The sequence below is a fragment of the Nocardioides pantholopis genome, assembly GCF_003710085.1.
GTDB classification, from domain to species: domain Bacteria; phylum Actinomycetota; class Actinomycetes; order Propionibacteriales; family Nocardioidaceae; genus Nocardioides; species Nocardioides pantholopis.
Map to the genome: position 1 here is coordinate 2,407,545 of NZ_CP033324.1, position 26,261 is coordinate 2,433,805.

General features: G+C 74.0%; 28 protein-coding genes. 9 read left to right on the forward strand and 19 right to left on the reverse strand.

What is annotated here, in order from left to right:
• The first annotated feature begins 9 nt into the window (after nucleotides 1–9).
• Nucleotides 10–3,456: an FUSC family protein gene (locus EBO35_RS11565; protein ID WP_122817842.1), complete on the forward strand. Its 3,447-nt coding sequence runs from the start codon at nucleotides 10–12 to the stop codon at nucleotides 3,454–3,456.
• Nucleotides 3,457–3,584: 128 nt separating this feature from the next.
• Here EBO35_RS11565 and EBO35_RS11570 read toward each other — a convergent pair whose 3' ends face one another.
• Nucleotides 3,585–4,097 (reverse strand): DUF1269 domain-containing protein, encoded by a 513-nt coding sequence (locus EBO35_RS11570; protein WP_122817843.1) that lies wholly within the window; start codon nucleotides 4,095–4,097, stop codon nucleotides 3,585–3,587.
• 301 nt (nucleotides 4,098–4,398) lie between these two features.
• On the opposite strand from EBO35_RS11570, the gene EBO35_RS19480 reads away from it, so the two are divergent.
• A complete protein-coding gene (locus tag EBO35_RS19480; RefSeq protein ID WP_164477935.1) occupies nucleotides 4,399–4,572 on the forward strand; it encodes a hypothetical protein in 174 nt (57 codons plus the stop codon).
• A 9-nt stretch (nucleotides 4,573–4,581) separates the two neighbouring features.
• On the opposite strand, the gene EBO35_RS11575 is transcribed toward EBO35_RS19480, so the two are convergent.
• The 4 genes from EBO35_RS11575 to EBO35_RS11590 all read right to left on the reverse strand — a co-directional run bounded on the left by EBO35_RS11575 (nucleotide 4,582) and on the right by EBO35_RS11590 (nucleotide 7,541).
• Entirely contained in the window at nucleotides 4,582–4,806 is a 225-nt protein-coding gene (locus EBO35_RS11575; RefSeq protein WP_122817844.1) for a hypothetical protein, read from the reverse strand.
• A 286-nt stretch (nucleotides 4,807–5,092) separates the two neighbouring features.
• Nucleotides 5,093–5,314, reverse strand: coding sequence for a hypothetical protein (locus EBO35_RS11580; RefSeq protein WP_122817845.1), 222 nt, complete (start codon nucleotides 5,312–5,314; stop codon nucleotides 5,093–5,095).
• 83 nt (nucleotides 5,315–5,397) lie between these two features.
• Nucleotides 5,398–6,453, reverse strand: coding sequence for a potassium channel family protein (locus EBO35_RS11585; RefSeq protein ID WP_122819679.1), 1,056 nt, complete (start codon nucleotides 6,451–6,453; stop codon nucleotides 5,398–5,400).
• A gap of 80 nt (nucleotides 6,454–6,533) precedes the next feature.
• Complete coding sequence (locus tag EBO35_RS11590; protein WP_122817846.1) at nucleotides 6,534–7,541, reverse strand: YihY/virulence factor BrkB family protein; 1,008 nt, start codon at nucleotides 7,539–7,541, stop codon at nucleotides 6,534–6,536.
• Between the two features lie 18 nt (nucleotides 7,542–7,559).
• On the opposite strand from EBO35_RS11590, the gene EBO35_RS11595 reads away from it, so the two are divergent.
• On the forward strand, nucleotides 7,560–9,227 hold the full coding sequence (locus tag EBO35_RS11595) for an acyl-CoA dehydrogenase family protein (RefSeq protein WP_122817847.1): 1,668 nt from the start codon (nucleotides 7,560–7,562) through the stop codon (nucleotides 9,225–9,227).
• A gap of 18 nt (nucleotides 9,228–9,245) precedes the next feature.
• Here EBO35_RS11595 and EBO35_RS11600 read toward each other — a convergent pair whose 3' ends face one another.
• A complete protein-coding gene (locus EBO35_RS11600) occupies nucleotides 9,246–10,688 on the reverse strand; it encodes a glycine hydroxymethyltransferase (RefSeq protein WP_122817848.1) in 1,443 nt (480 codons plus the stop codon).
• 341 nt (nucleotides 10,689–11,029) lie between these two features.
• On the opposite strand from EBO35_RS11600, the gene EBO35_RS11605 reads away from it, so the two are divergent.
• The 4 genes from EBO35_RS11605 (at nucleotide 11,030) to EBO35_RS11620 (ending at nucleotide 14,556) form a co-directional block, all read left to right on the forward strand.
• The gene (locus tag EBO35_RS11605; protein ID WP_122817849.1) at nucleotides 11,030–12,751 is read left to right on the forward strand and encodes a nitrite/sulfite reductase; all 1,722 of its coding nucleotides are present in this window, start codon (nucleotides 11,030–11,032) and stop codon (nucleotides 12,749–12,751) included.
• The gene (locus EBO35_RS11610; protein WP_122817850.1) at nucleotides 12,748–12,939 is read left to right on the forward strand and encodes a hypothetical protein; all 192 of its coding nucleotides are present in this window, start codon (nucleotides 12,748–12,750) and stop codon (nucleotides 12,937–12,939) included. The genes EBO35_RS11605 and EBO35_RS11610 overlap by 4 nt, the downstream gene beginning before the upstream one ends.
• On the forward strand, nucleotides 12,936–13,685 hold the full coding sequence (locus EBO35_RS11615; protein WP_122817851.1) for a phosphoadenylyl-sulfate reductase: 750 nt from the start codon (nucleotides 12,936–12,938) through the stop codon (nucleotides 13,683–13,685). Before EBO35_RS11610 ends, EBO35_RS11615 begins: the two co-directional genes overlap by 4 nt.
• Before the next feature lie 127 nt (nucleotides 13,686–13,812).
• Nucleotides 13,813–14,556, forward strand: coding sequence for a sirohydrochlorin chelatase (locus EBO35_RS11620; protein WP_122817852.1), 744 nt, complete (start codon nucleotides 13,813–13,815; stop codon nucleotides 14,554–14,556).
• 172 nt (nucleotides 14,557–14,728) lie between these two features.
• Here EBO35_RS11620 and EBO35_RS11625 read toward each other — a convergent pair whose 3' ends face one another.
• The 9 genes from EBO35_RS11625 to EBO35_RS11665 all read right to left on the reverse strand — a co-directional run bounded on the left by EBO35_RS11625 (nucleotide 14,729) and on the right by EBO35_RS11665 (nucleotide 21,501).
• Complete coding sequence (locus tag EBO35_RS11625) at nucleotides 14,729–15,112, reverse strand: DUF3037 domain-containing protein (protein WP_122819681.1); 384 nt, start codon at nucleotides 15,110–15,112, stop codon at nucleotides 14,729–14,731.
• On the reverse strand, nucleotides 15,109–15,873 hold the full coding sequence (locus EBO35_RS11630; protein ID WP_122817853.1) for a HipA family kinase: 765 nt from the start codon (nucleotides 15,871–15,873) through the stop codon (nucleotides 15,109–15,111). Before EBO35_RS11630 ends, EBO35_RS11625 begins: the two co-directional genes overlap by 4 nt.
• A 49-nt stretch (nucleotides 15,874–15,922) precedes the next feature.
• A complete protein-coding gene (locus EBO35_RS11635) occupies nucleotides 15,923–16,657 on the reverse strand; it encodes a regulatory protein RecX (RefSeq protein WP_122817854.1) in 735 nt (244 codons plus the stop codon).
• 49 nt (nucleotides 16,658–16,706) lie between these two features.
• The gene (recA, locus tag EBO35_RS11640; RefSeq protein ID WP_122817855.1) at nucleotides 16,707–17,756 is read right to left on the reverse strand and encodes a recombinase RecA; all 1,050 of its coding nucleotides are present in this window, start codon (nucleotides 17,754–17,756) and stop codon (nucleotides 16,707–16,709) included.
• Nucleotides 17,757–17,908: 152 nt separating this feature from the next.
• A complete protein-coding gene (locus tag EBO35_RS11645) occupies nucleotides 17,909–18,343 on the reverse strand; it encodes a hypothetical protein (protein ID WP_122817856.1) in 435 nt (144 codons plus the stop codon).
• Nucleotides 18,340–19,500, reverse strand: a complete 1,161-nt coding sequence (locus tag EBO35_RS11650) for a molybdopterin-dependent oxidoreductase (protein WP_122817857.1) — start codon at nucleotides 19,498–19,500, stop codon at nucleotides 18,340–18,342. The genes EBO35_RS11645 and EBO35_RS11650 overlap by 4 nt, the downstream gene beginning before the upstream one ends.
• The gene (locus EBO35_RS11655) at nucleotides 19,497–20,153 is read right to left on the reverse strand and encodes a methyltransferase domain-containing protein (protein ID WP_122817858.1); all 657 of its coding nucleotides are present in this window, start codon (nucleotides 20,151–20,153) and stop codon (nucleotides 19,497–19,499) included. The genes EBO35_RS11650 and EBO35_RS11655 overlap by 4 nt, the downstream gene beginning before the upstream one ends.
• The gene (locus EBO35_RS11660; protein WP_122817859.1) at nucleotides 20,150–20,803 is read right to left on the reverse strand and encodes a TIGR04282 family arsenosugar biosynthesis glycosyltransferase; all 654 of its coding nucleotides are present in this window, start codon (nucleotides 20,801–20,803) and stop codon (nucleotides 20,150–20,152) included. Before EBO35_RS11660 ends, EBO35_RS11655 begins: the two co-directional genes overlap by 4 nt.
• A 41-nt stretch (nucleotides 20,804–20,844) precedes the next feature.
• Entirely contained in the window at nucleotides 20,845–21,501 is a 657-nt protein-coding gene (locus EBO35_RS11665) for a glycosyltransferase family 2 protein (protein ID WP_122817860.1), read from the reverse strand.
• A gap of 79 nt (nucleotides 21,502–21,580) precedes the next feature.
• Here EBO35_RS11665 and EBO35_RS11670 point away from each other — a divergent pair, with 79 nt between their 5' ends.
• Nucleotides 21,581–22,921, forward strand: coding sequence for a hypothetical protein (locus EBO35_RS11670; RefSeq protein ID WP_122817861.1), 1,341 nt, complete (start codon nucleotides 21,581–21,583; stop codon nucleotides 22,919–22,921).
• Between the two features lie 16 nt (nucleotides 22,922–22,937).
• Here EBO35_RS11670 and EBO35_RS11675 read toward each other — a convergent pair whose 3' ends face one another.
• The 4 genes from EBO35_RS11675 to EBO35_RS11690 all read right to left on the reverse strand — a co-directional run bounded on the left by EBO35_RS11675 (nucleotide 22,938) and on the right by EBO35_RS11690 (nucleotide 25,642).
• The gene (locus EBO35_RS11675) at nucleotides 22,938–23,981 is read right to left on the reverse strand and encodes an NAD-dependent epimerase/dehydratase family protein (protein WP_122817862.1); all 1,044 of its coding nucleotides are present in this window, start codon (nucleotides 23,979–23,981) and stop codon (nucleotides 22,938–22,940) included.
• A complete protein-coding gene (locus EBO35_RS11680; protein WP_122817863.1) occupies nucleotides 23,978–24,775 on the reverse strand; it encodes an S-methyl-5'-thioadenosine phosphorylase in 798 nt (265 codons plus the stop codon). The genes EBO35_RS11675 and EBO35_RS11680 overlap by 4 nt, the downstream gene beginning before the upstream one ends.
• A gap of 59 nt (nucleotides 24,776–24,834) precedes the next feature.
• On the reverse strand, nucleotides 24,835–25,029 hold the full coding sequence (locus tag EBO35_RS11685; RefSeq protein ID WP_122817864.1) for a DUF3046 domain-containing protein: 195 nt from the start codon (nucleotides 25,027–25,029) through the stop codon (nucleotides 24,835–24,837).
• A 64-nt stretch (nucleotides 25,030–25,093) separates the two neighbouring features.
• Nucleotides 25,094–25,642 (reverse strand): DinB family protein, encoded by a 549-nt coding sequence (locus EBO35_RS11690; protein WP_122817865.1) that lies wholly within the window; start codon nucleotides 25,640–25,642, stop codon nucleotides 25,094–25,096.
• Between the two features lie 70 nt (nucleotides 25,643–25,712).
• Here EBO35_RS11690 and EBO35_RS11695 point away from each other — a divergent pair, with 70 nt between their 5' ends.
• Complete coding sequence (locus EBO35_RS11695; protein WP_122817866.1) at nucleotides 25,713–26,231, forward strand: GNAT family N-acetyltransferase; 519 nt, start codon at nucleotides 25,713–25,715, stop codon at nucleotides 26,229–26,231.
• Nucleotides 26,232–26,261: the final 30 nt, after the last annotated feature.

The window sequence follows — 26,261 nt, forward strand, 5'->3', positions numbered from 1 at the left end:
GGTTGAGGGATGGACTCCGTCTGGCTGGTCCTCGGGATCGTCGTCCTTCTCGCCACCTTGCTGGACGTGTTCCTCACCGCGCTGAACTACGACGAGGCCGGCTTCCTCGCCGGTCCGGTCGCCCGCCTGCAGTGGCACACGGTGCGCCGCGTCACCCGCCGGCTGCCCCGGCGCTGGCGGCCGGTGGCGCTGCGCCAGGTCACCGGCCTGCAGATCATCGTGATCGTGGCCGTCTGGCTCTTCGGCGTCATCCTCGGCTACGGGCTGATCTACCGGGGCCTGATGTCGCCGACCTCGTTCTCGGTCAGCGGCACCGGCGCGGAGCGGGACTTCTTCGACGCGATGTACTTCAGCGCCGCCCAGCTGTCCACGGTCGGCGGCTCGGTGCTCACCGCCGAGACCGACCTGCTGCGCTTCCTCAGCATCGCCGAGACCCTCACCGGCGTGATCCTGGTGTCGCTGATCCTCACCTTCCTGCTCGGCGTGTACGACGTGATCGGGAGCCTGCACTCGCTGTGTCGGCACTTCTTCAGCGCCGAGCGCGGCGCCGGCTCCCCCGTGGCCAGCCTCGCGCCGTACTTCCAGCAGGGTGAGCCGAACGGCCTCGACGGCCACGTCGACGGCATCGCCGACTCGTTCGCCTCCTACACCGACGGGCTCCGCCTGCACCACGCCGCGTACTACTTCCAGAGCGGGCGGGACCAGTTCGCGCTCCCGTACGCGCTGCGGATGACCGGCGGGACGCTCGGCGCGCTGCGCTGGGGGCTGCCCACCGGGCATCCCGCCACGACCCAGCCCGCGCTGGTCGGCCTCACCTTCCAGTTCCTGGAGTTCGGCGACTACCTGCACACGCAGCTGCGCTGGCGCAGCGTCGCGGTGCCCGAGGTCGTCACCCCCGAGGTCTTCGCGCGGCTCGCCAAGGACGAGCGCCGCGCTCGGGAGGACTCCTGGGTGGCGCGCTTCGTCCAGCTCGAGCGTGAGATGGCCGGGCTCGCCGGGCTGGAGCCGCTCTCGGATCTCGACGATGCCCACCGCCGCTACAGCGCCTGGCTGCCGTTCGCCTACCGCGCCCAGCAGATCGTGCTGGCCACCAGCGCGGACCTCGACTACCAGCCGGTCATCGTCAGCGACACCCCGGTCTCGATCCTGGAGGCCCGCGACGCCGTCGCGCTGCAGAGCATCGAGGAGATCCCCGGGCCGGTGAGCGTCACGACAGACCCGGTGCCGGACACCGAACGGAGCCGGGCCGGACGGCTGCGGACCTTCCTCGACGAGCACCTCTCCCTGGTCGACCCCGGCCACGCCCGGCTCCGCTCGGCGGCACGCGCGGTCCTCGGGGCGGTCGCTGCCGTCGTCACCCTGCACCCGCTCTTCGACGCCCTGGACGAGACCGCCTTGCCCCCCGCGATCTTCGGCGGCTTCGTCGCGATGCTCAGCGCCGGGGTCGCGGTCGACCGGACCGTGCGCGGGCGCCAGGTCACGAGCGTCCTGGTCGTGCTCCCGGTGTCGGCGGTCGTGCTCGTCGGTGCGCTCGCCTCCGGGTCGGCCCTGTGGAGCGGGGTCCTGCTCGTCGTCATCGCGCTGGTCGGGGTCGGCGCGGGGCGGCTCGGCCCGCGCTGGGCCGCGCTGGGCCGGGTCTCGTTCATGGCGTACTACTTCGCGCTGATCATGCGCCTGGAGCTCGCCGACGTGGTGTTCTACATCGCGGCCGCCGTGGTCGGGGTCGCGTGGGCGTACGTGCTGAACCACTTGGTCCTGCCCGACCGCCCCCGTCGGGTCCTGCGCGGCGGGATCGACGGGCTCGGGCGGCGCCTCGTGGACTCGATGGACCCGCTGATCGACGCGGTGTCGTGGGCCCGCTGGGATCCCGACATCCGCAAGCGGGTCTCGGCCGACCTGCGCCAGCTGCACGGCGCCGCGGCGTTCATCGGCGGCCAGCTGAGCGGCGAGCCCGCTGCGACCGGGATCGACCCGGCGAGCGCCGCGGTGCTGCGGCTGCGGCTCTTCGACCTCGAGCTCACCTCCGGGAACCTCACCGGCGCGGTCCGCGACGTCACGGGCACCGCCATCTCGCTGGAGCTGCGGGCTCGGCTCGCGGGCCGCCTGGAGCTGCTGCAGGCCCACCTGCAGGAGATCGCCGCGCGCCCGGTCGAGGACGACGCCCGGCCCACCACGCCGACACCCTCGGCCCTCGCCCCGTGGAGCAGCGAGCCGGCACCCACCGGCTGGCCGCTGGCGGCGCGCGCCCTGCACCATGCCGCCGACGAGGTCTACCTGGCTGCCGACGCCCTGCAGCGGGCCGAGGCCGCCAGCCTCGATCCCGCCGCCCCGCCGCTCGCCGACCCCGGCGTGACGGCGGACGACGGCAGCCTGGCGGAGATCGAGGAGCTCGAGGGAGTGGCGCAGGCCGATCCGGAGACCCCCGCGCCCAGGTCCCTGTCGGGCAACACCAAGCAGGCGGTCCAGGCCGCCGCCGCCACCGGGGCGGCGCTCCTGGTGGGCGAGGCCGTCTCCTCCACCCACCAGTACTGGGCCACCCTCTCGGCCTACCAGGTCCTCGGCGGCACCGACGGGGAGACCTTCGTCAAGGGCGCCAAGCGGATCGCCGGAACCGTCGTGGGCGCCGCCGTCGGGTTCGCGATCGCGATCGGCACCGACGCAGAGCCGGCGGTCGTGGTGCCGCTGCTGGCCGTGGCGGTCTTCGCCTCGACGTACTACCGCCCGGTGTCGCCGGCGGTCTCGACGTTCTGGGTCACGATGATCTTCGCGATGATCTACGAGACCCTCGGCCGGCTCAGCCCCGTCGCGCTGGAGCTGCGGGTCCTGGAGACCCTCTTCGGCGCGGTGGTGGCACTGCTGGTCGCCTGGTGGGTCTTCCCCACCCACACCCGGACCAAGCTCAACCAGGACCTGACCAGCCTGCTCGACGACCTGCGCGTGGTGATCACGGCCGGCCTGGAGCGGCTCAGCGGCAACGACACGGTCTCGGCGGCGGCGATCCGTCGACGCCTGCTCGCGATCAACCAGGCCGCCCGGCAGCTCACGGTGACCTCGGCGCCGCTGCGCCGGGCGGCGGGGGCTCTGGAGGCCGGCGGGGTCGAGGGCCGGCTCACCGCCGTGTGGTCACTGACCTACTACACCCGCCGCCTGATCGAGGCCGTCGAGCACGCGCTCGCCGCCGGGGTGGACCCGGGCGGCGAGGACTGGGGGCAGCTGCGGCGCGCCACCAGCGACAACCTCACCGCGCTGACCGCGGCCCTCGCGGACCAGCTGCCCGGCCCGGTCCACGACTCCCTGCCGGCCAGCCGGGACTACGACCCCAGCGGCCGGCCGACGCGACCCGAGGACGCCGTACTCCGTGAGCTCGAGCGGATCAACCAGACGGTCGTGCTGCTGCTCGGCGACATCTCCCCCGGCGCCGTGAACCGGGACGCCGAGCCGGCCGCCACGCCCTGAGCGGCCCAGCCCCTGAGCAGCCCTGCCACGGGCGAGCGCCCGCCCCGTCGGTCCGACCGGCTGACAGGAGCGCGTGGCTCCTGGGCGGGCCGGGCGGGACGGTGCGGGCGCCTCGCAGCGCGGACCGGTCAGGCCGGGGCGGCCGAGTCCTCCTCCTCGAGCATCCGGCGCAGGTTCGCCTCCTGGTCCGAGCTCAGGTTGGTCTCGATCAGCTCGCCGCGGATGCCCTGCTCGCGCAACGACTCGTGGACCCGGTCGAGCACGACCCCGGTGGTGAGCACGAACAGCGCCGAGGTGCCGGGGGTGACCTTCTCGCGCACGGAGCCGATGAAGTCGTCGTCGATGCCGACATCAATCATCGAGCCGGCCAGGGCGCCGCCGGCGGCACCGACCACGAGGCCGATCAGCGGAATGAAGAAGATGACTCCGAACAGCAGCCCCCAGAACATGCCGCCGAGCACGCCGTTCGCCAGCATGTTGGTCGCCTGCCGGGTCTTGGGCTTCTTCTTGCCCTCCTCCCACGAGACGGTCGCCGCGTCGAGGATCTGCACGAGCTCCTGCTTCTGGAGCTTGGAGAGCGCCTCCTCGGCCCGCTGCGCGCCGTCGGGGGTGTCGAACTTCCACACGGTCAGAGTTGCCACGTCGTGCTCCTTTGGTCCGGACAGGCATGCCCCGAAACCGACGCATGCTCGTATCCGGTCCCCCGTTTTCCGCCAGTGACCCCCGTCACCATCAGGCGCCAGCGCCGATCGGCAGACACTCCGTAGTGCCCGGGACGTAAAGACCCGGGCACGCGCGGGCCGCACTCCGCCACGTCGCGGCCACGCCTCGCCCACCGGCCGGTAAGGGTTCGGTACGTCGCTCGCGCCCGGCGCCGGGGCGTGCCTGACTCATAGCCCGAGCGAGAGCGCCAGGAGGGCCACCATGTCGGACGAGCTCAGGATGAGGATGGACCGCTGCCTGCGCGACGCGGGCCAGCACGCGGCGCGCGCCCTGCTGGAGATGGACCGGATGCGGAACTCGGGCGACCCCCGCGAGCGGGCCGCCTACGACGAGGTGCACGAGCTGATCAACGACCTCGGCGGCGCCCTGATCCTGCTCCAGGTCGCGGCCTGAGCCGGCCCGTCAGTCCCGCGGCCGCACGTGCTCCGCACGCACCCACCCGTGGGCCAGTTCCCAGCTGCGGACCCCGCCACCGGACGCCCACACCACCAGCGCCTCCCACCGGTCGGCGGTGCGCCGCCACTCCAGGATCAGCCCCGGGCAGCGCTCGTGCCAGCGACCGGTCTGGCAGACCCAGACGTGGCGCGGCACGGCGTGCCCGCGGGAGCCGGTGACCTGATCGTGCATCCGCCCACGATAGAACACCTGTTCGAACGCCTGGCCGGTGGTGCCGGGTCGAGCCGGCCAGCCACCCGGGTCGGGAGCCGCCGTACGGCGAAGAACCCGCTGGCGAGGTGTCGCCAGCGGGTTCTTCGGGTGCCGTTCGGTGCGGCCGACGATCAGAGGACCAGGATCAGGACCACGATGACGGCGATGACCAGGGCGAGAATGGCAATGGTGCGAGTGTTCACAGGGCACTCCTTCGGGCCGGATAGGTTCCCCTCCATGCCCGGGGACGGGCCCGCCCAAACCGTCAGCTGCCGGAGTCGTAGTCCGAGGGCTCGCTGTCGATCATGAAGTTGCGGTCGTTCTCGATGCCCTGGACCATCCGCTCCACCCACGCATCGTCGGTGGTCTCGATGTCGCGATCGGCCAGCTGCGCACGCAGGTAGGTCGCCAGGTCGGTCTCGCCGGAGGCCTTCGCGATGGAGGTCGCGTCGACGGCGGCTTGGAGATCGGAGTCGTACGAGGCCATGGGGGCTCCTCTCGTCGGGGACCGGCCCGTTACCCGACGGGCGCCCGCTCGACACCCCGGCCGGCGGCCGGGCCGCGGCGAGCTCAGTCCTCGTCGGTCGCGAAGTCCTCGTCGTGGGTCCCGGGCCGCGGCGCCCACGGCAGCTCCCGGGCGGGGCGGACGACGACCAGCCGGTCGCCGCGGGCGAGCAGTGTGACCACCGGGTCGAAGTAGCGGTAGACCTTCTCGTCGCGCACCACCGCGATCACCTGGTCGGGCAGCGACTGCGGGGCCTTGCCGACCTCGGTGACCAGCAGCTCGCGCTCGGCGACCTCGAGCCCCTCGCCGTACGTCAGCAGGTCCTCCATCACCGAGCCCAGGGTCGGGGAGAGCGAGGAGAGGCCGAGCAGCCGCCCGACCGCGTCGGAGGAGGTGATCACCGAGTTGGCGCCGGACTGCCGCATCAGCGGCGCGTTCTCCTGCTCCCGCACCGAGGCGACGATCCGGGCGTCCGGGTTCTGCTGGCGCACGGTCAGCGTGGCCAGCACGTTCGCGGCGTCGCTGTCGGTGGTGATGACGACCTGGTCGGCCTCGGCGACCCCGGCGCGGCGCAGTACGTCGCGGCGGGTGGCGTCGCCGGTGACGACCGCCAGCCCGTCGGCGTGGGCGTCCTGGAGCGCGGTGGCGCTCGGGTCGACGACCACGACCGCCTCCCGGTTCAGGCCGTTGCCGACCAGGGTCTCGACGGCGCTACGGCCCTTGGTGCCGTAGCCGATGACGACGACGTGGTGTCCCATGTGCTTCCTCCATCGGGCGACGCGGAACATCTCCCGGCCCTGCGAGGCGAGAACCTCGAGGGTGGTCCCGATCAGGAGGACCAGGAAGGCGATGCGGGCGGGGGTGATGACGAACGCGTTGATCAGGCGCGCGCCGTCGGTGACCGGCGCGATGTCGCCGTAGCCGGTGGTGCTGAGCGTGACGGTCGTGTAGTAGATCGCGTCGATGAGGCTGATCGTGTTGGTGGGGTCGTTGCCGTCGCGATAGCCGTCCCGGTCGAACCAGACCAGCAGCGTGGTGCCGACCAGGATGCCCAGCGCGGCCAGCAGCCGGCGGCCGAGCTCCCACCACGGCGAGCGGACCCGCTCCGGCAGGGCGATCATCGTGCGCCCCGCGGCCGGTGTGGAGTCGGAGCGGAGGACGGGCACGAAGCGAATCTAGTGGACCGGGGGCGCGGACCTGCTCAGGGCCGGCCCTTCGACCCATCGTGGCGCGGCCGCGGCCCCCGCTGCAGGCGGGCCCGGGTGGTCGCCTTCTGCGGGAAGACTGTGTCGAAGGCGGCGTTGACGGCAGCCCCGATCAGCACGGCGATCGCCACCAGGTAGAGCCACAGCAGCACCGCGATCGGCGCGGCCAGCGGGCCGTAGATCGAGCGGGAGTCCGCAGCGGTCACGGTCAGCACCCAGCGCAGCAGGTAGGAGCCGGCGACCCAGGCGAACAGCGAGAACGTCGCGCCCGGCAGGTTGAAGGTCCAGCTCGTTCGGGCCGGCACCGAGACGTGGTAGAGCGTGGCCAGGAAGCAGATGCAGACCGCGATCACGACCGGCCAGTAGAACCCGAGCACGAAGCCGAGGTCGTCGGGCAGCCACCGGGCGACCAGGGTCGGCCCCACCACGATCAGCGGCACCGCCACCACGCCGGTGACCAGCGCCAGCACGTAGAGGACGAACGAGAGGGCCCGGGTCGCGATGATCCCGCGGTGCCCGCCGAGGCCGTGCATGATCGTGATCGTGTCGACGAAGACGTTGAGGGCTCGCGACCCCGACCACAGCGCGAGCACGAAGCCCAGCGAGATCACGTCGAAGCGCCCGCCGCGCAGCACCTCGTCCATGGTCGGCGCGATCACCCGGTCGACCGCGCTGTCGGTGAGCAGCCGGGAGGACAGGTCCAGCACCGCCTGCCGGACCTCCTCGACCTGGCCGGGGGTGAACCGGTCGGTGACGTAGCCGACGGCGCCGGTCATCGCGAAGATCAGCGGCGGCACCGAGAGCACCGCGAAGAACGCCGCCTCGGCGGCCAGCCCGGTGACCCGGTAGCGCAGGCAGGACGCGACGGTGGCGACCACCAGGCGCCACAGCGTGTGGCCGCGGCGCCGACCCGATGCCAGGAGCCGCCCCCGAGCCCGGGCCAGGGGGCCCGGATCCGCCGGCCCCGCCGACCCGGCCGCGTCCTGGGGGGTCTGCACGGCCATGGCCCTACCGTAGGTCACATGGAGCCCCGTCAGCCGCGCGCCGCGAGCCGGGTCGTCACCAACCAGGCACCCCCGCTGGCCGGCCACAACGTGGTCACCGCCGACCGGGCGCTCAGCGAGGCCGTGCTGCGGCACGGGTCGGCCGAGGTCCTCGACGACCTGGTGATCCTCGGCGCCGACGCCGGGACCGCCGAGGCCCGCGAGCACGGGCTGCTCGCCAACGAGTTCCCGCCGCGGCTCACGCCGTACGACCGCTACGGCCAGCGCGTCGACGAGGTCCGGTTCCACCCCTCCTGGCACTGGCTGATGGAGCGCGCCGTCGGGCACGGGCTGGCCGCGACGCCCTGGGAGCAGCAGGCCGACGGCGCCGCGCACGCCCACCTGCGCCGGGCCGCCGGCGTCGTGGCGTGGTCCCAGACCGAGCCCGGGCACGGCTGCCCGATCGCGATGACGTACGCCGCGGTGCCGGCCCTGGCCGCCGACGAGGCGATCGCCAAGGAGTGGACCCCGCTGCTCGCCTCCCGTCGCTACGACCCCGGCCTGCGGCCGCTGCGCGAGAAGGTCGGGGCGCTCGCCGGGATGGGCATGACCGAGAAGCAGGGCGGCTCCGACGTCCGCACCAACGTGACGTCGGCGCGGCCGACCTCGGCCGAGGGCGAGTACACCCTGCACGGCCACAAGTGGTTCACCTCCGCCCCGATGAACGACGTCTTCCTGGTGCTGGCCCAGGCGGACGGCGGGCTCACCTGCTTCGTGGTGCCGCGGGTGCTCCCCGACGGCGCCCGCAACCAGCTCGACGTGGTCCGGCTCAAGGACAAGCTCGGCAACCGCTCCAACGCCTCCGGCGAGCTGGAGCTGGACGGCACCCTCGCGCTCCGACTCGGCGACGAGGGCCGGGGGGTGCGCACGATCATCGAGATGGTCGCCGCGACCCGGCTGGACTGCGTGCTCGGCTCGACCTCGCTGATGCGCCGGGCGGCCTCGGAGGCGTCCTGGCACGCCGCGCACCGCTCCGCCTTCGGCGGTCTCCTCCTCGACAAGCCGCTGATGCAGAACGTGCTCGCCGACCTCGCCGTCGAGACCGAGGCCGCCACCGCGCTGGCGATGCGGCTCGCCGCGGCCGTGGACGCGCCCGAGGACCCGCACGAGGCCGCGTTGCGCCGGATCGCGCTGCCGCTGGCGAAGTTCTGGATCTGCAAGCGCACCCCCGCGATGGTCGCCGAGGCGCTGGAGTGCCTGGGCGGCAACGGCTACGTGGAGGAGTCCGGGCTGCCGCTGCTCTACCGCGAGGCGCCGCTGAGCTCGGTCTGGGAGGGGTCCGGCAACGTCAACGCCCTCGACGTGCTGCGCGCGCTGGGCCGCGAGCCCGCGGCCCTGGACGCCTGGATCACCGAGGTGGGCCGGGCCCGCGGCGGCGACGCCCGCCTGGACCGGGCCGTCGACGACGTGCTGGCGATGCTGGGCTCGCTGCTCGGCGAGCCCGGCCAGCTCGAGGCGCAGGCCCGCCGGCTCGCCGGCCGGATGGCGGCGGTCCTCCAGGGCTCGCTGCTGGTCCGGTTCGCCCCGGCCGAGGTGGCGGACGTCTTCTGCGCCTCCCGGCTCGGCACGTCGTACGACGGGACGTTCGGCGCGCTGGCCGGCGGGGACCTGCGGGCGATCGTGGACCGGGCCCTGCCGACCGGCTGAGGCCGGCCGGGCCCGGGCTCAGGCCAGGTCGAGGCCCGGGTAGAGCGGGTGCTTGTCGAGCATCTCGGCGGAGGCGTCGCGGACCTTCGCGGCCACCCCGTCGGCCAGGGCGTAGGACGCCTTGGACGGGCCGCCGGCCTTGGTGGTGCCGGCCTCGGTGTTGCGCAGCACCTCGACGATCAGCTCCGCGGTCCGGTCGAACTCGTCGTGGCCGAAGCCGCGGGTCGTGAGCGCGGGGGTGCCCAGCCGGATGCCGGAGGTGTACCAGGCGCCGTTCGGGTCGGCCGGCACCGAGTTGCGGTTGGTGACGACGCCGGCGTCGAGCAGCGCGGACTCGGCCTGGCGGCCGGTGAGCCCGAAGCCGGAGACGTCGAGCAGCACCAGGTGGTTGTCGGTGCCGCCGGTGACCAGCGTGGCGCCGCGCTTGGTGAAGCCCTCGGCCAGCGACTGGGCGTTGTCGGCCACCCGCTGGGCGTAGGTCTGGAAGGCGGGCTGGCGGGCCTCGGCGAGCGCGACGGCCTTCGCGGCCATCACGTGGCCCAGCGGGCCGCCGAGCACCATCGGGCAGCCGCGGTCCACGCTGGGGGCGTACTCCTCGGTGGCCAGCACCATGCCGCCGCGCGGGCCGCGCAGCGACTTGTGCGTCGTGGTGGTCACGATGTGCGCGTGCGGGACCGGGTCCTCGTCGCCGGTGAAGACCTTGCCGGCGACCAGCCCGGCGAAGTGCGCCATGTCGACCATCAGCGTGGCGCCGACCTCGTCGGCGATCTCGCGCATCTTCGCGAAGTTCACCCGGCGCGGGTAGGCGGAGTAGCCGGCCACCAGGACCAGCGGCTTGAACTCGCGTGCCTTGGCGGCGACCGCGTCGTAGTCGAGCAGCCCGGTCTCGGGGTCGGTGCCGTACTGCTGCTGGTGGAACATCTTGCCGCTGATGTTGGGGCGGAAGCCGTGGGTGAGGTGGCCGCCGGCGTCCAGGCTCATGCCGAGCAGGCGCTGGTTGCCGAGCTCGTGGCGCAGCTTCTCCCAGTCGGCCTCGGTGAGCTCGTTGACGTTCTTGCTGCCGGCCTTCTCCAGCCAGGGACCCTCGACCCGGTGCGCCAGGATCGACCAGAACGCCACCAGGTTGGCGTCGATGCCGGAGTGCGGCTGGGCGTAGGCGTACTCCGCGCCGAACAGCTCGCGAGCGTGCTCGGCCGCCAGCGCCTCGACGGTGTCGATGTTCTGGCAGCCGGCGTAGAACCGGTGGCCGACCGTGCCCTCGGCGTACTTGTCGCTGAGCCAGGTGCCCATGGTGAGCAGCACGGCGGGCGAGGCGTAGTTCTCGCTCGCGATCAGCTTGAGCGATCCGCGCTGGTCGGCCAGCTCCTGGCGGGTGGCCTCGGCGACCCGGGGCTCGACCGAGGCGATGACCTCGAGGGCTTGGGAGTAGGCGCTGCTGGTGAGGGCGTCGAGGTCGCTCATGGTCCCCACCCTAGGCCCGCGACCACGGGGGTCCCCCGCCGATCCCGAGGCGACCGACGTGACCTGCGTCGCATCGGCGTCGATCCCCAGGCGTGGCCCACGACACTCGTCTCATATGCTGGAGACGCGTCTCGCCAGACGAGACCGGTGGTTGTGGGGAGGGGGTCCGGAGACTGAGACTCCTTGACATGGTCTCCGCTGCTACCCACGCCCATCTCGTGGTCCGTCGCCACGTGGACTTCGGGCGCACCCGCAGCATGATGTGTCCGCCTCGCTGAGCTTCTCCGGTCATCTCTCTCCGCGCCGTCGCGCGGGACCTCCAGCGAAGGATCCACTCCCCCATGCCTGACCTGCGCTACACCGCCGCTGCTCCTGCCCACACCGAGGTCCCCCGCCCCAAGCGTGGCGAGGGCCAGTGGGCGTTCGGCTTCACCGAGCCGCTGAACAAGAACGAGCAGTCGAAGAAGGACGATGACCCGCTCAACGTCCGCGACCGGATCCTCTACACCTACTCCAAGCGCGGCTTCGACTCCATCGACCCCGCCGACCTGCGCGGCCGGTTCCGGTGGATGGGCCTCTACACCCAGCGCGCCCCGGGCTTCGACGGCGGCAAGACCGCGACCGTGCCCGAGGAGGAGCTCGACGACCGCTACTTCATGATGCGGGTCCGCTCCGACGGCCGGCTGCTCACGCCGGCCGCCGTCCGGGCGCTCGGCACCATCGGGCGCGACTACGGCCGGGACACCGCCGACGTGACCGACCGCGAGAACATCCAGTACCACTGGATCCGCATCGAGGACGTCCCCACGATCTGGGGCATCCTCGACGACGCCGGACTGAGCAGCCTCGAGGCCTGCGGCGACTCGCCGCGCCCCTTCCTCGGCTCCCCCGTCGCCGGCGTCGCTGCCGACGAGCTCATCGACGGGACCCCGGCGCTGGAGGAGATCTACCGCCGCTACATCGGCAACCCGGCCTTCTCGAACTTCCCGCGCAAGTTCAAGACCGCCCTGACCGGCCACCCCAGCCACGACGTGGCCCCCGAGGTCAACGACATCTCGTTCGTCGGCACCGTGCACCCCGAGCACGGACCCGGCTTCGACCTGTGGGTCGGCGGCGGCCTGTCCACCAACCCGATGCTGGCCCAGAAGCTCGGCGTCTGGATCCCGCTCGACGAGGTCGCCGACGCCTGGGAGGGCGTCGCGTCGATCTTCCGCGACTACGGCTACCGCCGGCTCCGCTCGCGTGCCCGCCTGAAGTTCCTCGTCGCCGACTGGGGCGTCGAGAAGTTCCGCGAGGTGCTCGAGAAGGAGTACCTGGGCCGGACCCTGGTCTCCAACCCCTCTCCCGAGCAGCCGGTCGGCCACCGCGACCACATCGGCGTGCACGAGCAGCAGGACGGCAAGAAGTACATCGGCATCGCCCCGACCGTCGGCCGGGTCTCCGGCAGCCTGCTGCTGCAGCTGGCCGAGCTGATGGAGGAGTACGCCGTCGCCGGCGCGCGCCTCACGCCGTACCAGAAGATCGTGCTGATCGGCGTCGAGCCGGCCGTCGTCGAGGAGCTGATCGTCCGCCTCGACGCGATCGGGCTCTCAGCGCGCCCCTCGAACTGGCGGCGCAACACGATGGCCTGCACCGGCATCGAGTTCTGCAAGCTCGCGATCGTCGACACCAAGGAGCGCGCCCGCCGGCTGGTCGCCGAGCTCGAGCGCCGCTTCCCCGAGCTCGACACCCCGATCACTGTCAACGTCAACGGCTGCCCCAACGCCTGCGCCCGCACCCAGGTCGCCGACATCGGCCTCAAGGGCCAGCTGGTCGTCGCCGACGGCGAGCAGGTCGAGGGCTTCCAGGTGCACCTCGGCGGCGCGCTGGGGCTGAAGGCGAACTTCGGCCGCAAGCTGCGCGCCCACAAGGTCACCAGCGCCGGGCTGGACGACTACATCACCTCCGTGGTCACCAACTACCTCACCAACCGCGAGCCCCAGGAGTCCTTCGCGGACTGGGTGGCGCGCGCCGACGAGGACCTGCTGCGCGGCGAGAAGACCCTCGAACCGGCGGACCGATGAGCGAGCGCGCCGTTCCGTTCCACTGCCCGTTCTGCGGGGAGGAGGACCTCCGTCCCCACGAGGTGGTCTCGGAGTCCGGCGAGATCAGCTCCCCCCACGGCACCTGGGAGTGCCGCGGCTGCCTGCGTGCGTTCTCGCTGAAGATGCTGGGGATCATCCGCCCGGGGAGCCCGGGGGTGAGCCGATGACCGCCGTGTCCGCGACCGTCTTGGCGCGCGCCGCCCGCGGCGCCCAGACCGAGGGCCGCAGCCCCGAGGAGCTGCGCGAGATCGTCTCGCACTGGGGCGCCGAGCTCGAGCTGGCGCCGGCCGAGGTCATCGTGGAGTGGGCCGCCGCCACCTTCGGCGAGCGGTTCTGCGTGACCTCCTCGATGGGCGACGCCGCGCTGGCGCACCTGGTCTCCAAGGTCGTGCCCGGCATCGACGTGCTGTTCCTCGACACCGGCTACCACTTCGTGGAGACCATCGGGACCCGCGACGCCGTCGCGGCGACGATGGACGTCAACCTGCTCTCGATCACGCCCGTGCAGAGCGTGGCCGAGCAGGACGCGACGTACGGCAAGGACCTGTACAAGACCGACCCCGACCTGTGCTGCAAGCTGCGCAAGGTCGAGCCGCTGAGCCGAATGCTGTCCGACTACGACGCCTGGGCCACCGGCCTGCGCCGGGCCGAGACGCGCAACCGCGTCATCGCGCCGGTCATCGGCTGGGACGCCAAGAAGGGCAAGGTCAAGGTCTCGCCGCTGGCGCGGTGGTCCGATGAGCAGATGGAGCGCTACATCGCCGAGAACGGCGTGCTGGTGAACCCGCTCGTCTACGACGGCTACCCCTCCATCGGCTGCTCGACCTGCACCCGACGCGTCGCCCCCGGCGAGGACCCGCGCTCGGGCCGCTGGGCCGGCACCGCCAAGACCGAGTGCGGGATCCACACGTGATGGCCACCTCGTCGCGGCCCGCGCCGTCTCGCCCCGAGTCGTCCCGTCTCGCCTCGCCCCGTCTCCGGACCGACAGCGCAGTCGGCCCGTTCCCCGCCCGCGCACCACACTCGAGGAGGCCGCACTGATGGCTGCTCCCGCACTCGTGGCCCTGGCTCACGGAAGCCGTGATCCCCGGTCCGCCCAGACCATCACCGCCCTGGTCAACGAGGTCCGCTCGATGCGCCCCGACCTGCGCATCGAGCAGGCCTTCCTGGAGCTGTCCCGGCCGTCGTTCCAGACGGTCGTCGACCGGCTCGTCAAGGCCGGCCACGAGGAGATCGTGGTCGTGCCGCTGCTGCTCACCGAGGCCTACCACGCCAAGGTCGACGTGCCCTCCGCCGTCGCGGCGGCGACCGAGCGGCACCCGGCGCTGAAGATCCGGGCGACCTCGGTGCTCGGGCTCGAGGCCCGGTTCCTGGAGGTCCTCGACGTCCGGCTGCGCCAGGCACTCACCGAGGCGCGGGTCCGCGAGCTCGACGCGCTCGTCCTGGCCGCTGCCGGGTCCAGCGACCCGCTCGCGAACCAGGCAGTCGCCCGGCTCGGCCGGCTCTGGGGCGCCCACCACAAGCTGCCGGTGACCGCAGCGTTCGCCTCGGCCGCCCCGCCGGCCGCCGGCGAGGCCGTCCGGGCCTTCCGCGCGGAGGGTCGACGCCACATCGCTGTCGCCTCGCTCTTCCTCGCCCCGGGCCTCCTCCCGGACCGGGCCGCCGAGCTCGCCCTGGAGGCCGGCGCGGTCGCGGTCTCCGCCCCGCTCGGCGCCCACCCCGAGGTCGCCCGCACGATCCTGGCCCGCTACGCCGTCGGCGCCGTCGAGCTGGTCCCGGTCTGAGCCGGACCTGACCGCCGACCCGGCACCTTTGGTCGCCGTACTGCCCCTGACCCGGCACTTCTGGTCGCCACCGCGCGACCAGAAGTGCCGGGTCGGCGTGTTTCCAGCGACCAGAACTGCCGGGTCGCGCTGCCCTGGGCGACCAGAACTGCCGGGTCGCGCTGCTACCGCGTCAGCGGACGAGCTGGGTGAGGAGGCGGTCGAGCTGGGCGGGCGGGTCGGTGGTGACGCCGCCGTGGACGGGGCCGGGCTGGAGGACCGTGCTGCGGGGGGCCTTGAGGAACCCGAAGCGCTGGCTGGTCGGACGGCCGGCCGCAGCGCCGCCGCGCTGGTCCCCGGCACAGACTCCCTCGACGAAGGCCAACGCCTCGCAGACCTGGTCGGTGTCCAGGGCGGGAAAGACCGCGCGGAGACGGTCGTGGTCGACGTCCCACGCCGCACCGAGGAAGTCCGTCTCCTGGCAATAGAGGACCACGCCGACGTTGAGGAACTCCCCGCGGTCCACGCGCGGCACGCAGCGCAGGACGACGTACTGGTAGGGCAGCCGGGCGGTCATCGGGCCGCCCCCGGCAGCCACTGACGGGTCGCGAAGCGCGCGGTGAGGAAGTCGACGTACGCCGCGCGCACCGCCTGCGGGGTCTCGGCGCCCGGGACCGGCTCCAGCCAGGCGTCCGGCACCAGGGAGAGGATCTCGACGAAGTCGATGTCGCCCAGCCGCGTGCGGACGTCGGCATCGGCCGCCGGCAGGCCCTCGGCGTACCCGGCGAGCACGTGGTCGTCCAGGGACCACGGCTGCGCGGCGAAGCGGGCCGGGTCGGTGATGCCTCCGGACCAGGCGTGGTGGAAGTACAGCGAGGCCCCGTGGTCGATCACCCACAGGTCGCCGTGCCAGACCAGGAGGTTGGGGTTGCGCCAGCTGCGGTCCACGTTGGCGCAGAACGCGTCGAGCCAGAGCACCTTCGCGGCCTCGGCCGCGTCGGTGCGGACCTCCGCGTCGTAGCCGAAGGACCCGGGGAGGAAGTCGACGCCGAGGTTCAGGCCGACACTGGCCACGAGCAGGTCCTGGACCTCCTCGTCCGCCTCGTAGCGCGCGAGCTCGGCGTCCAGGTCGAGCCCGACCAGCCGCGGGGTGCGCAGCCCGATCCGGCGGGCCAGCTCCGCGGCGATGACCTCCGCGACCAGGACCCGCACTCCCTGACCGGCGCCCCGGAACTTGCAGACGTAGATGCCGAGGTCCTCGGCCTCGACCAGCCCCGGCAGCGACCCGCCCTCGCGCAGCGGCGTCACGTAGCGGGTCACGGCCACGGTCGGGATCACCGGCACACCCTAGCGACCCCGGCCCCGCTGCCGCGGCGGGCGGGTCGGGTCAGTCGAACCCGGGGTCCGGCTCCTCGCGACCGGCCGCCGCGAGCTCGTCGCGGACGACCGAGAACGCCATCCCGGGCGGGTAGCCCTTGCGTCCGAGCATGCCGACCAGGCGCCGGGTGGCGGTGGCGTCGTCGACCCGGGTCAGCGTGCGCAGTTTCTTGCGGACCAGCGCGCGCGCCGCGGTCTCCTCGTCGGCGGGGTCGATCTCGTCGAGGACCTCGCGGGCCACCGTGTCCTCGATCCCCTTGCGCCGCAGCTCTTGGGCCAGCGCCCGGCGGGCCAGGCCCTTGCCGGGCTGCCGGCTGGCGATCCAGGATCGGGCGAAGGCCTCGTCATCGACGAGACCGACCTCCTCGAAGCGGTCCAGCAGCCGGGTCGCGACGTCCTCGGGCACGGCCTTGGCGGCGAGCTTGTCGCTGAGCTCCTTGCGGCTGCGCGCCTGGCCGGTCAGCTGGTCGAGCAGGATCTTGCGCGCGACCGCCTCGGGATCGGCGGGCGGCCCCTCGGCCACCGCGTCGGGCGGCGGAGGGGTGCCCGGACGACGTCGTTCGGACTGGCGGCGTCCGGACTGGCGGCGTCCGGACGAACGCCGCCCGGACCGCGGAGCCCCGTCCCCGGGACCCCGCGACTCGCCCTGGTCCGACGCGGGAGCCGCCCGCTGCGTCCAGGCGTCCACGCCCACCGAGACGTCGCCCAGCCACGCCGGCGGCGGCCGGTCATCCTCCGGCAGCACAGCCCGTCCCCCCTCGAGATCCGCTGATCGAGCCTGTCGAGACCCGGTCTCAGAAGTCGTCGACGCCGATCGGGTCGGCCGGCAGGTCGGCAGCGGCGTCGACGGTCGCGCCGATCCCGAGCTTCTCGAGGATCTTCTTCTCCAGCTCGTTGGCGAGGTCCGGGTTGTCCTTGAGGAACTTGCGGGAGTTCTCCTTGCCCTGGCCGAGCTGGTCGCCGTCGTAGGTGTACCAGGCGCCGGCCTTGCGGACGATGCCCGCCTCGACGCCGACGTCGATCAGGCTGCCCTCGCGGCTGATGCCCTTGCCGTACATGATGTCGAACTCGGCCTGCTTGAACGGCGGCGCGACCTTGTTCTTGACGACCTTGACGCGGGTCCGGTTGCCGACCATGTCGGTGCCGTCCTTGAGCGTCTCGATGCGGCGCACGTCGAGGCGCACCGAGGAGTAGAACTTCAGCGCCCGGCCACCGGTCGTGGTCTCCGGGGACCCGAACATGACGCCGATCTTCTCGCGCAGCTGGTTGATGAAGATCGCGGTCGTGCCGGAGTTGTTGAGGGCACCGGTCATCTTGCGCAGCGCCTGGCTCATCAGCCGCGCCTGGAGGCCGACGTGGCTGTCGCCCATCTCGCCCTCGATCTCCGCGCGGGGCACCAGCGCCGCCACGGAGTCGATGACGATCAGGTCGAGCGCGCCGGAGCGGACCAGCATGTCGGCGATCTCCAGCGCCTGCTCACCGGAGTCGGGCTGGGAGACCAGCAGCGCGTCGGTGTCGACGCCGAGGTTCTTCGCGTACTCCGGGTCCAGGGCGTGCTCGGCGTCGATGAACGCCACCAGCCCGCCGCCGGCCTGGGCGCTGGCCACCGCGTGCAGGGCGACAGTGGTCTTGCCGGAGGACTCCGGGCCGTAGATCTCCACCACGCGGCCGCGGGGCAGCCCGCCGAGGCCGAGGGCGATGTCGAGCGCGATCGAGCCGGTCGGGATCACCTCCAGCGGAGCGCGGGTCTCGTCGCCCAGTCGCATGACCGAGCCCTTGCCGAACTGCTTCTCGATGTTCGCGAGGGCCACATCGAGTGCCTTGTCGCGGTCTCCACCAGCCATGTGCGCACATCCCATTCGATCGTCGGTGTCCCAGGTACGTCGTCGACGCTAGGGCGAGCCACCGACAGAGCCTGATCAGCCCGGTCGCTGCTGTGGACAACCTCGTCCCGCGTCGTACCTGTGCACCCACACTAGCCCGAACACGTGTTCGATCATGGGTGGTGGTCCCCCGGCGTGTCGGCCGGGCGGCTCCGCAGCCGCCCGAGCAGGCCGACGGCTCCCGCGACGCCCAGGACCAGGCCGGCAGTCACCAGCCAGCCCGTGGTGTAGTCGCGGTCCAGCAGCGTGGGGTTGTCCGGTCGCCGGCCGAACCGGCCCAGCACCGGCACCGCCACCAGGGTCATCGATCCCAGCACGACCAGCACCACGGCCGCCGGGCCGCGGGCGCCCCGAGGCAGCAGCCGGGTGCCGAGCCAGGCCACGAGCACTGTCAGCGGCACCAGCACCAGGTCGTGCAGCAGCACGCCGAGGACCAGCCAGGTGCCGGCGCCCACGAGCTGGTCGGGCTCCTGGCGGGAGAGCAGCAACCACCCGCCGTACGCCGCGACGCTCGCGCCGGCGGCCCCCAGGAGGACCCGCCCGATCACGCCAGCACCTCGAGCCGCGCGAGCCACTTGGTCTGCAGCACGCCGGGCCGGTTCGGGGCGATCAACCGGGCCGGGAAGCCGTGGTCGAGGACGAGCGGCTCCCCGGCCAGGGCCAGCGCCACCAGGGTCCGGTCGTCGTCGGCGAAGCCGTCCTGGAGCAGCGTGATCCGGAACGGCCCGGACTCCTGGAGCGATGCCACCCGCACGTCCCGCCCGGCCGGCGCGTCGACGAGGTCGAGCAGGTCGCGCAGCCGTACGCCGGTCCACTCGCCGCCGGCGCTCCAGCCCTCGACGCACGCGATCGGCAGCGACTCGGTCCGCTGGGGCAGCGCCCGCAGGTCGTCGAGGCTCAGCTCCACCACCCGCTCCCCGGACGTCACCGTCAGCCGCCAGCCGGGGTCCGCGGCCCGGTCCAGGACCCCGGCGGCCTCGGCCGAGGTGTTGATCGGCACCCCCTGCGGCCCGTCCCCGCTGCGCACGCCGAGCACCGAGACCCGGCGCAGGACCGGCAGCGTGCTCCCGGCGGTCGCCAGCACCGCGACGCCGGCGGCCGCCCAGGTGGCGCGCAGCAGGCCCCGGCGCGAGAGCGCCCCGCCGCGGGTCGCGGTGGGCGGGTCCAGCGCCGGGTCCTCGACATCGCGGGTCAGGGCCGTGCGGATCACCGGGAGCTTGACCGCGACGTGCAGCGCCAGGGCACCGACGGCGACCCACGCGACCGCGTAGTGGGTGGCCCGGAACGAGAAGGCCCACGGATACCACTGCGAGGAGTTCGCCAGCCCGGTGGCGAGCTGGAAGACCGCCGCGGCCACCAGCACGCCGATCGAGAGGCGTTCCAGCACGTCCAGCACCAGCCGTCGTACGCCGCGCGCCGGGCGCCGCAGGAACCGCGGATAGACGGTCCAGAGCTTGACCAGCAGCAGCGGCACGGCGGCCGTGCCGGCGACCACGTGCAGGCCCTGGGTCAGCCGGTAGCCCCAGGCCGGGCTGGTCGGGAACGGCACCGGCTGGGAGGGGTTCTGGGCGTAGTGGCTGAGCAGCCCGGTGAGGAACGCGACGCCGAAGCAGATGCCGAGCCACAGCCCCACCCGCGCCGCGACGGCGGCGCTGTGCAGCCGGGACCCGAAGTCCTCGGGCGCCGGCACCCGCGGGCGTCTCATGCCACGCTCCTGTCTCCTTCGCGCTCGAGGACCGCCCACCACCGGCCGGCCCGGCCGTGGGTGCCGCGGACGGCGAGGCCGGCCGCGGCGGCGACCGGCGCGGCGTCGTCGGTGCCGACGACGGCCCAGCTGAACGGACGGCTGTGGGCGCCGGCGCACTCCAGCCGCACCGTCCGGCTGGACATGGGTACGCCGGGGCCGGCGAGCTCCGCGACGACCCGCCCCCGCGGGCCGAGCAGCTCGCGCACCCGGCTCAGCAGCGCGACGGGGTCGCCGCCGATCCCGACGTTGCCGTCGGCGAGCAGCGCGGTCTGCCAGCGGCCCTCCCCCGGCACCGGGTCGAAGACGTCGCGGTGCAGCGCCACGACCCCGCGCCCGCGGGTCTGCCAGACGGCCTCGGGGACCACGTCGATGCCGAGCACGACGTGCCCGGCGCCGAGGAGCTGGGCCGCCATCCGCCCCGGCCCGCAGCCGACGTCGAGGGTCGGGCCCACGCAGTGGCTGAGCATCTCGCGGTCGACCGGTCCCGCCTCCTGCGACCAGACGGTGACCGGGAGCCGCTCGGGCTCGGCGGCGAGGCCGTGCACCCGGCACGGCTCGCCGCGCAGGGCCTGGGCGAACACGCTCGTGAACGACTCCTCGCGCAGGGTCATCCGAGGGCCCCCACTCCGGACCAGGCCCGCGCGAACCGGCTGCCGGGGGCCTGCGCGGCGACCAGGTGGCCGTCGGCGACCTCGTCGACGTCGCGCAGCGCGGACGCCGTGCCGACCCGGCATCCGTCGGCGACGAGCGCGGCGCGGGTGTCGGCGTACGTCGTGGGCGTGGACATCGCGACCCCGGAGAGCACCGCGGCGCGGGCCGGGTCGCGCAGCGCCAGCACCCACCAGCCCCCGTCCTCGGCGGGCCCGAGCACCGCGTCGTGCTCCGCCAGCCCGGCCGCGACCGTCAGCAGCAGGTCCTCGGTCACCTGCGGGGTGTCCATGCCGACCTGCACGACCGGCCCCGGGACGCCTCGGTGGGCGTGTGCGAGACGGTCGCCGAAGTCCCGGCCGCGCTGCGGCACCACGCTCCACCCGACCAGCTCGCGGGCCAGCTCGTCGGCGCGGACGGCGTCGGCGAGGTGGCCGGCGAGGCTCAGGTGGCAGCGCTCGGCCCCGACCGCGCGTCGGCACACGGCCAGGGTGTCCAGCAGCGCCGCGGCGGCGACCTCGGCCGCGGCGGCCATCCCCACGACCTCGCCCAGGCGGGTCTTCACCTGTCCGGGCACCGGCGCCTTGGCCACCACGAGCATCCGGGGCAGCATCCGGGGCGCCTCGCCCCCTGTGCCACGCGTCCCCGGCGGCGTCACGAGATCACGCCCCAGAAGTCCCGGGCGGTGCGCAGCGTGCCGCGGACCGAGCCGGAGACCTTGGACCGGGTGCCGGCGGCCCGCGGGTGGTAGTCCACGTCCCGCTCGCTGACCCGCCAGCCCGCCAGCGTGGCCTTCTGCATCAGCTCGAGCGGGTAGCCGAAGCGCCGGTCCCGGACGTCGAGCGCGAGCAGGTCGGCGCGCCGGCACACCCGCATCGGCGCGATGTCGTGGGCGTCGAGGTCGATGCGCCGGCGCAGCCAGGCGACCAGCAGCGCGTTGCCGGCCCGGGCGTGCCAGGGCCAGACGCCGCGGGCGACCGGGCGGCGGCGGCCGATGGCCAGGTCGGCGCGCCCGGACTCGACGTCGGCCACGAGCGGCAGCAGCTGCGCGGGATCGAAGGAGCCGTCGCCGTCCATGACGCCTACCAGGTCGTGGGTGGCGGCCAGGATGCCGGCGTGCACGGCGGCGCCGTACCCGGGCCGCGCCTCGTGCACCACCCGCGCGCCGAGCCGCCGCGCGACCTCCGCGGTGTCGTCGACCGAGCCGTTGTCGACCACCACGACCGCCAGCTCGGGGGGCATCCGGGGCAGCAGCGCCTCGAGCGCCGGGGCTTCGTCCCGGCACGGGAGCACGAGGTCACAGACAGCCATGGGAACAGGTGCTCTGCGAGCGCCATGTCGAAACCCCGCCTCCCCGGCCGACGTGGCCGCACGCCCTAGGGTCGGGGCCGTGACCTCGACCCGCGCGCGCCTGGCGCCCTGGCTGGGCCTGGTCCTGGCTCTGGTCCTGGTCGGACTCGCCTTCGGGCTGCCGCGGTGGCTGGAGTGGGAGGTCGCCTCCCGGGCGCCGCGCAACGCCTCGGACCTCGAGGTGCCGCCGCTGCACGGCCTGTGGCACCCCCAGCTGCTCGGTCCCGGCACGGTGCCGGCGCTGCTGCTCGCGCTGCTGGGCTGGCGCTACGGCCCCGGTCTCGCCGAGCGGCTGCCCTGGCGTCGCCTGCTCCTCGCGTCGTACGCCGCCGGGCTGGCGTGGCTGCTCGCGCTGGCGCTGGTCGACGGCACCAGCGGGCTGACCCGGGTGCTCGGCAACGACTACGAGTACCTCCCGACCGCGCGCGAGGTCGACGACGTCGGCGCGCTGCTGCGCGGGTACGTGGACCGGATCCCGTACGCCCACGAGGACAACTGGCCGACCCACGTGGCCGGCCACCCGCCCGGCGCGCTGCTGTTCTTCGTGCTGCTGGTCCGGGTCGGCCTCGGCGGCGACCTGGCGGCGGCGCTCGTCGTGGTCGCGCTCGCCGCGACCACCGCGCTGGCGGTGCTGACCACGCTGCGCGCGCTCGACGCCGAGGACGTCGCCCGCCGGGCCGCGCCGTTCCTGGTGCTGACCCCGGCCGCCGTCTTCATGGCGGTCTCGGCCGACGCCCTGTTCGCGGCGGTCGCCGCCTGGGGCTTGGCGGCGCTCGCCCTGGCCGCCACGGCGCCGGGCCGCGGGGCCCTGGTGGCCTGGTCGCTGCTGGCCGGCCTGCTGCTGGGCTACGGGTCGCTGATGTCCTACGGCCTGCCGCTGCTCGGGGTGGTCGCGCTCGCGGTGCTCCTCGCCGCCCGGTCCTGGTGGCCGCTGCCGCTGGCCGCGGGCACGGCGCTCGCGGTGGTGCTCGGTTTCGCCGCCGCCGGGTTCGCCTGGTGGGAGGCCTACCCGGTGCTGAGCGAGCGCTACTGGGACGGCATCGCCGCAGACCGGCCCGCGTCGTACTGGCTGTGGGCCAACCTCGGCGCCCTCCTGGTCTGCGCGGGCCCGCTGCTCGGCGCGGGGCTGGCGTACGCCGCGGCCGGCGCCCGCCGGCTCTCCCGGCCGGCCGTGCTGCTGGTGGCCGCCGCCGCGGTCGCGATGGCGGCGGCGGACCTGTCCCGGATGAGCAAGGCGGAGACCGAGCGGATCTGGCTGCTGTTCGTGCCGTGGCTGACCGTCTCGCTGGGGCTGCTGCCCCCGGCCTGGCGACGCTGGGGGCTGGGCCTCCAGGTCGCCGGCGCGCTGGTCGTCCAGCACCTCCTCTACACCAGCTGGTGAGGGCGGTCGGCAGCGATCAGGCGCGCAGCGGCGCCGTCGCGAACGCGCGCAGCCCGTCGCGGGGCAGCACCTCGGCGGCGAACCCGAGCCCGGTCCGGGCCAGCTCGGGCGAGGCGACCACGTGCCGGACGTCGCCGAGCCGGTAGCCGCCGGTCACCTCGGGCCGGACCCCGCCGCCGACGCCCGCCCCGACCAGCTCGGCGACCTCCCGGATCGCGACCGGGTGCCCGGAGGCGACGTTGTAGGCGGCGTACCGGCCGGGGTCGTCGGCGACGACGGACTGCAGCGCGGCCAGGTTGGCGCGGGCGACATCGTCGACGTGCACGAAGTCGCGCATCTGGCCGCCGTCCTCGAAGACCTGCGGCCGCTCGCCGCGCTCCAGGGAGGAGCGGAACATCGCCGCCACCCCGGAGTACGGCGTGTCGCGGGGCATGCCCGGCCCGTAGACGTTGTGGTAGCGCAGCGCCACCGCGCTCGCGTCGGCCTGGCGGACCCACGCCGACGCGTAGTGCTCCTGGGCGAGCTTGCTGACCGCGTAGGAGCTGCGCGGGTCCAGCCGGGCGTCCTCGTCGACCAGCGCCCAGGCCAGGTCCGCTCCGCAGACCGGGCAGTGGTTCTCGAAGTCGCCGGCGTCCAGCGCGGCGCGCTCCCGCGGGGGCGGCGCCTGGTCGCCGTGCTCGGCGCAGGTGTAGCGGCCCTCGCCGTAGACGACCATCGAGGAGGCCAGCACCAGCCGGTCGACGCCGGCCACGTGCATGGCCGCCAGCAGCGCGGCGGTGCCGAGGTCGTTGTGCCCGGCGTAGTCCGGGAGGTCGGCGACGGCCACCCCGGCTCCGACCACTGCCGCCTGGTGGCAGACCGCGTCGACGCCGGTGAGCAGCGAGGTCCAGGATGCGGCGTCGCGCACGTCGAGGCGGTGCGTGCCCGCCGGCGCCTGCGTCGCGCCGTGCGCCTTGTCCAGCATCATGTCGACGCGGACCACCTCGTGGCCGGCCGCCTCGAGCGCCGCCCCGATCGCCGTGCCGATGAACCCGGCGGAGCCGGTGAGCAGCACCCTCACGGGCCGGGCACCTCGAAGGTCAGCTCCACGCCGTCGGACCAGGTCGAGCAGGTGCAGCCGTCGGGGTCCGGCAGGTCGGCGACCACCGTGCGCAGCAGCCCCTGGAGGCGGTCCAGGTTCTTGCGGAACAGCGCGAAGACCTCCTCCTGGTCCACGCCGCCACCGGCCTCGACCCCGGCGTCCATGTCGGTGACCAGGGCCAGCGCGACGTAGCACTGGCCCAGCTCGCGGGCCAGCGCCGCCTCGGGGGCGCCGGTCATGTTGATCAGCGACCAGCCGGCGGCGGCGTACTGCTGCGACTCGGCGCGGGTGGAGAACCGGGGGCCCTCGATGATCACCATCGTGCCGCCCCGCCGGACCTGCGGGTCGGCGTCGCTCAGCGCCCCGGACAGCCGCGCGCAGTAGGGGTCAGCGAACGGCAGGTGCACAGCACCGGTCTCGACGTAGGAGCCGACCCGGCGGAAGGTGCGGTCGACCAGCTGGTCGGGGACGACCAGGTCGCCGGGGGCCACCTCCGGGCGCAGGCCGCCGACCGCGCACGGCGCGAGCACCTGGCGTACGCCGAGGGAGCGCAGCGCCCACAGGTTCGCGCGGTACGGGATCGCGTGCGGCGGGAACTCGTGGTGCCGGCCGTGCCGGGGCAGGAACGCCACCCGGCGCCCGCCGACGGAGCCCACCGCGATCGGCGCCGAGGGGTCGCCGTACGGCGTCCGGACGGCGTGCTCGGTGTAGTCGTCGAGAAAGGAGTAGAAGCCGGTGCCGCCGATGACTGCCACGTCCGCGATCGCGTTCATGGCCGCCACTGTGTCAGCCCGCGCCACGCCCGGGCGGGACCATCGCCGCTGCGGGCGGGTCAGCGCTCGCGGGCCGGCAGCTCCAGGGCCCGCCAGACCGATGCCCAGACCTGCTTGGGCGGCACCCCGGCGTCCAGCGCCTCGCTGGCGGTCCGGCCGCCGAGGTCGCTCATCACGAACTGGTCGGCCCAGCTGCGGGCGTAGCCGGCGCCCAGCGCCTGCTCCATCCGGCTCCAGAACTCCGTGTGCCTCACGGCTCTCACGGTAGACGAGGCCACCGCACGCGCCGGCACCGGCGCTGGCGCCGCGGCCGGCGGTTCAGCCGACGTCGTGGGTGTGGTGGACGGCGTCGTGGAGGTGGTAGCGGGCGAGGGTCTCGATCGTGAACCGGCTGCCGTTGCTGCGCCGGCCCGGGCGCTGCCACGACTCCTCGGGCACGGCGTCGTACAGCACCGCGACCGCAGCTGCCGCCTCGACCAGCTGGCGGCCCACGACCGCCGGGTCCTGCCGGGCGTAGCCGCCACGCAGCGCCGCCTCGTCCTGGTCCCAGTTATCGAAGTGCGGGTCGTCCTCGGTGAGCATCCGCACGACCCGCTCGCCGAAGAGCACATGGGCATCGCGCACATGGCAGGCGTACTCGAGGGGCGACCAGGTCGTCGCCGCGGGGCGCCGGCCGGCGTCCGGACGGGCGAGCACCGGGAGCCAGCCGTCGGCGTCCGCCCGCAGCGCTGCCCCGATCCGGCCGCGGTCCACCGCCACGGCGCGGTATCCGCACTCGGGGCACGGGCGCTCCAACACCCAGGTCCAGTCCTTGGTGTCGGGCGCGATGGCGGGCGGGGCGGTCGGCCGCCCGGTGTCTGTCGTCACCCGCCCATCCTCGTGCCTGCCCGGGGGCGTCGCAGCCGCCGATCCTGCCAACGTCGGCCAAGATGGCGCCATGACTCCACCTCCGGGACCGGCGGGCGCACCGGGCGTGCGCGCCGCGAGGGTCGAGGACCTGGCGGCGGTGCAGGCGATCTACGCCGAGCAGGTGCGGACCTCGACGTCCACCTTCGACGTGCTGCCGCCCTCGCTGGAGGACTGGGCGGGGAAGCTGGCCGCCACGCTCCGGCCGCACCACTTCCTGGTCGCGATCGACGACGACGGCGTGCAGGGCTACGCCTACTCCTCGGCGTACCGGCCCCGGCCGGCCTACGCCGCCACCCGCGAGACCTCGATCCACCTGGCGCCGCGGGCCCGCGGCCGCGGCCTGGGCCGGCTGCTGTACGACGAGCTGCTGGCCCGGCTGCGGGCCGACGGGGCGCACGTGGTCCTCGCGGTCGTCGCCCTGCCGAACCCGGCCAGCCGGGCGCTGCACCTGGCGTGCGGGTTCGCCTCCGCCGGGGTGCTGCGCGAGGTGGGGCACAAGCTCGACACCTGGGTCGACACCGAGTTCTTCCAGCTCCTGCTGGATTGACGGCGCCGCGGCAGGTCGGGCCGGGCTCCG